Raw genomic sequence first — 4,637 nt, 5'->3', positions numbered from 1 at the left:
GTTCTGCCCGCGCTTTTCGCGCTTCTATTCCGTCGTGACACAACCTGTTCAGCTCTTCGCTGAAAGATGTGTCTGCCGTTTCTGTTGCCGTAGCAACCGCTATATACACAGTGGAGTCTATAGTGACTGTTTTCGATACGTTGGTATTCTTTGACATGGTTATAACAGTACATCAATGTGTTGTAATGTTATATTAACTTTCTGATCGACGACGTGGCGAAATCATTTATAGCAGCACAGCGAAAAATACCACCATAACGTTTGAGCTGGCTGATTAAAATGGCTAAAAATATGTCTGAACTGGTTGCAGAGATCAAGGCTATCATGGCGGCTAAAAAGGCTTTAGTTGATGCGGGGCTCATGACGGAAGCCGAGTACGAGAAGGAGCGAAAAGCACAGTTTGCTCGAATCGATCAGTTTGCGGACACAGAACGGATAGTAGTCAAGCCAGCGACACGTGTTGAAAGGGAGTTGCCCCCCTCACTTGTATCGATTGACGATCTGCACGACTACCTAATCAAATTCCTCGGACGCACACTCGAAAAACAATGGGGGACGTGGTCGAGGTACCGCCGTTATCTCAAGGACTCGCCAATCCCGGAGAGGGTATGGGGGGCAGACTTCATGCGCGAGATGTACTGCAAAACCATGCTCGGGCATTATCTGCCTACTACATTGGAACCGGATATAAAGATCGACCACAAATTACATAATCGCTATATGACTGTAGTGCGTCCGCGTTTCGAGGCGAAGTGCCAGTATTACGAAGACGTCATCAAACAGAACATAGATAACCCGATCATCGTGTACGGGTTCGCCCACACATTGAGCAGCAAACTCACCGAACTGCAGAAAGAAATCGCATCGACGAAAAAACCAACGAGGGCGCAGGACACAGAAGAATTCGCGCTCAATAAGTTGGTCAACAGTCTGCGGGCGTGGCGGAACACTATAAAGCGGTATTTCATGTACAACAACGTGTTTCTCGCTTACCTCGAACTCATGGATATTGATATTACGGACATGTATCCCGACGATTTCGTGCGGTACCAGGGGTATCTCGATGACGTGCATGAAAGAGTAACCGGAGAAGTGTACAAGCCAGGGCAGTGGAACGAATTCCGAACCCGCACATCGACTTTTTACGATTTCCTATCAGCACAAAAAGAACTGAAATCGGCGCATATTCAAAAGGGACTGATCGCCAGCGTGCCGATACTGAAGATATACCGAGCTGAACAGCGACACCCACCATCAGCGTACATGTTAAGGATAAACGAGGACGGCGAAATGTCCCCACGTTCAGGGGTAATTAAGCTGTATAAATGCGTGTCAGGGATAAAGAACCCCTCCCTCAAGAAAAATCTGAACCTGCTGAAGATATGCATCCGGTTCATGAGGGAGACCGGATTACGAGCCAGCCAGTTCGCATTGATGAAATGGGGACGGCTCCCACACAAGGGCTCGAAACCGGTACGGGGTTTGGACGTGCAGGGGATATTCTCGGTCGATTTTATTGGGTTCCAGGAGGAATTGCCCGGTGATCTGAAGCAAGTGGCACGAGAGTACATGTACATATCGAAAAAGCTTGCCGACATGATAATCAAATATCGTAAAGACTATCCCGACAGGACAAAGGATGATTATTATGTGTTCAGCGGGAAGACGTTTTTCAATTGGTCTCCGGAGGTAGGAACGTACCGGACATCAATGCTGGCGTCAAAGACGTGGAAGACCAATAAATTGACCGGCAAGAGGGAGCTTGTCATGACGACCACTCCGGCATACAGCACGATCTTCCGAACGCTAAACACGGTCTGTCCAAAGAAGTATGGAATCCGGATCCTACCAACATCCTTCAGGGATAGCTACATGACGCTGATGCTCGAAGCATTATCTGCTAAAGGAACGGGGTTCAAAGATATGACCGGAGACTACGAGACGACCGCCAGGAAACACTACCGCGATGAGGTGGGAAAGATCACTATTCCGAAGAGGTGGCATCAGTCGCTCCGGTACGAAGAAGTCGTTCACAATATCTTCAACAAAGAAAAGTTCCCTTGATCGATCAAAGCGGGCGGATAGCTCCAATTGGAAGAGCAGCTGGTTTGCAACTAGCAGGCTGGGGGTTCGACTCCCCCTCTGTCCATCCATCTACGCTTCGAGCTATGCGGCTATTCGGGGGGGTAGTTGGGTGGCTGCCGCTCCCCCCCTGCCAACCGGAGAAGTGGGGACACTTTACAAAAAGTGGGGACACTTTTTTTATTGGGTGGGGACAGCGATCCCGCAAGCGTTTTTGCAATAAATTGGGGGTGGACGCGGTGAGATTGTGGGGACATTTTCAGCAAGTGTCCCCACTTTTTTTTAATTGGTGTCCCCACTGCAGTTAAGGCATCTCTGCGGTGCTTTTTGGTAAAGGGGGGCTATACGTTTTGATTGCATAAACTACCCAAAGTTGTATTATTATTTTTATGACGTATCTATCTTAAAAAGTCGTTTTTTCAACAACAAAAAAATCGATAGCAAGCGGCTGTTTTGACAAACTTTTTTAAAAACAGTGCCGCCCGATAGCGTTTTTAAAACACTGCCTTGCAAAGGCTACAATGTCAAAAACGCTATCGGGCGGCGGTTTTTGTCTTAAAAAATGGGGGTTATTCTGTAATAAACAGCCGCCCGATAGCGTTTTTGTTTTGTTCAAATTTTGTTAATATAAAATTTTTTTATGCGCGAAATTGGAAAACGTTTAAATCCTATGCGCATTAATTCTATTGTGCTACAATCGCACAATGTGATGGTATGCAAAAGCAAATGTTAGGTGAGATAAACCATGACAGGAATAAAAACCATAGTGTGCAAATTCACGCACGCGAAGGAAACGAAAGGCACACATCAGTATAAAGCGACTGGTGACGACTATAAGATCGGCACGATATACATACGAAAGTCCGCACTATATGGCGACGTACCGAAAGAGATAACCGCGACTGTTGAATATACCGCGTGAGGCGAGGATTATGATAACGCAAGACGTTTACGAAACCTTCATAACGGTATTCAACCCGACACCCGCAGAGATCGCGGCAACCATCGTATCGGTCGCAACATCGACAGGTGAAAACGCGAGGGATAAAACCCTCACACCTTCTTTTATTTGAGGCACAACATGACCACAGAACATAAGGAAACCGGATTTATCAAGGCGTTTAATCCGGGTGAAATATACGACTATCCGATTGAGAACATGACCACTGCAGGCGTGTTTAGATATGCTGGTGTGGACGTGATCCCACTGCAGGATAAATGCCATCGGTGCGGTCAAGCTATCCACATAGGCGGTAGTTATTTCAGTGCATACGGAGCGGAACGATACTGCAGCGAGCGATGCAGGAAACATGGTGAATGGACTTCAACCCGCAAGGCATACGACGTTATCAGTATTGACCAACTGTTGATACGGGCGGTTTACTACATCAGGGAGAGAGATAATGACACGCGATGCAGATAAACAGACACTCAATGAACTGCAGGGTGATATTGCGGATATGAAAGCATTTATGGACTGTATAGATGCACATATACATTGGTTGGGTGCCACTCTACCGATTGAATCTGTAGAGATACCGGAATTTAAGGCAGCAGTCGCGACATTGGAGAGGATGGAGCGCAAAACAGGGGCAATAAAACGGGGGCTTTAAACCCCTTTATTCTTTATAAACTCCATAAGTTCAGGCTTATGGAGGTAAAGAACGAAAGCACAGACATACAGAGGTGAGAAATATGTTAGAACCAACAACAGAACAAACAGGCACGCCGGTTATATCCGGCGAGGTCAACAGACCGACCGCGGTTTCCTCTGCGGTGGTGGATGTAATAGTACACGGGTTTGCATCTGTACTATCTGCAGCCGAATGCAAGCGGGCGGTAGCAGAGAACCCACAACCGGCGATAACAGAGCCAGACCCACTGAAAGCGCGGATTATCGGGCTTTTAACAGAAAATACCGGTTGTGATATACTGGACTCCGGCGGGGCTTATGGGCGGCAGTGGCAGCGCAACCGACATATCCAGATGGATGAATGGGATAAAAGACCGGCGTGTGAGATCGATGTATGCGGTGATGATGAGGTTATCGTATCTTATGATGTTTACCATTATCTCACAAACTTTTTGGATATAACGGATGAATCCAAACGCCTTAACGGGATAATGCAGAGGATAGTAGCCACATCAGACGCGACGTCTTATCTAACTTGCATGGAGACTTTTCTAGAGCGTGAAGAGATCGAGCTAGAAGGGTACGCGTTGCATAACATCGTAAACACCTATAACAGTGAGAGCCTTTTAAGCCAGGTGCTGCAGTATGCGATATTTGAAGTGGACGGTGAAAGCTACATCCTGTTGCAGGTTCACGGGGGCGCGGATTGCAGGGGTGGTTATACATGCCCCCAGGTGTTCGCACTTGAAGAGGCGGATTATTTCACCCTCGCGAGTGCGAACATAGACGCACAGTGCGACTGCAGCGATTGGTACAGTGACGACGCGGGCTGCCATTACTATAAAGATGGTTCGTGTCCTTCACCTGATCCAAATTGGGAATATGACCAGGAAAAGAACACCGTAACCTGCAGGGATTGCGG

4 protein-coding genes and 1 tRNA gene are annotated in these 4,637 nt (G+C 47.4%); all 5 read left to right on the top strand.

Translation table 11 applies throughout. The features are described from left to right. Positions 1-279 precede the first annotated feature (279 nt). On the top strand, positions 280-2,064 hold the full coding sequence (locus tag J7K40_03990; protein ID MCD6161559.1) for a hypothetical protein: 1,785 nt from the start codon (positions 280-282) through the stop codon (positions 2,062-2,064). An 11-nt stretch (positions 2,065-2,075) separates the two neighbouring features. Continuing rightward, positions 2,076-2,149: transfer RNA gene (locus J7K40_03985), tRNA-Ala, on the top strand. Between the two features lie 1,014 nt (positions 2,150-3,163). Further along, complete coding sequence (locus J7K40_03980; protein MCD6161558.1) at positions 3,164-3,505, top strand: hypothetical protein; 342 nt, start codon at positions 3,164-3,166, stop codon at positions 3,503-3,505. After that, complete coding sequence (locus J7K40_03975; GenBank protein ID MCD6161557.1) at positions 3,486-3,695, top strand: hypothetical protein; 210 nt, start codon at positions 3,486-3,488, stop codon at positions 3,693-3,695. Before J7K40_03980 ends, J7K40_03975 begins: the two co-directional genes overlap by 20 nt. An 82-nt stretch (positions 3,696-3,777) precedes the next feature. Further along, positions 3,778-4,637, top strand: an 860-nt coding sequence (locus J7K40_03970) for a hypothetical protein (protein MCD6161556.1), incomplete at its 3' end; no start/stop codon positions are given.

It is taken from the genome of Candidatus Zixiibacteriota bacterium (genome assembly GCA_021159005.1).
Classification (GTDB): Bacteria; Zixibacteria; MSB-5A5; order UBA10806; family 4484-95; genus JAGGSN01.
Note: the sequence above shows the minus strand (reverse complement) of the source record. Positions and strands in the feature narration are given on the sequence as shown.

Bases quoted from the DNA above. Each gene is read 5' to 3' on its own strand.
- J7K40_03980 (MCD6161558.1), top strand. From the start codon at position 3,164: ATGACCACAGAACATAAGGAAACCGGATTTATCAAGGCGTTTAATCCG.
- J7K40_03975 (MCD6161557.1), top strand. From the start codon at position 3,486: ATGACACGCGATGCAGATAAACAGACACTCAATGAACTGCAGGGTGAT.
- J7K40_03990 (MCD6161559.1), top strand. From the start codon at position 280: ATGGCTAAAAATATGTCTGAACTGGTTGCAGAGATCAAGGCTATCATG.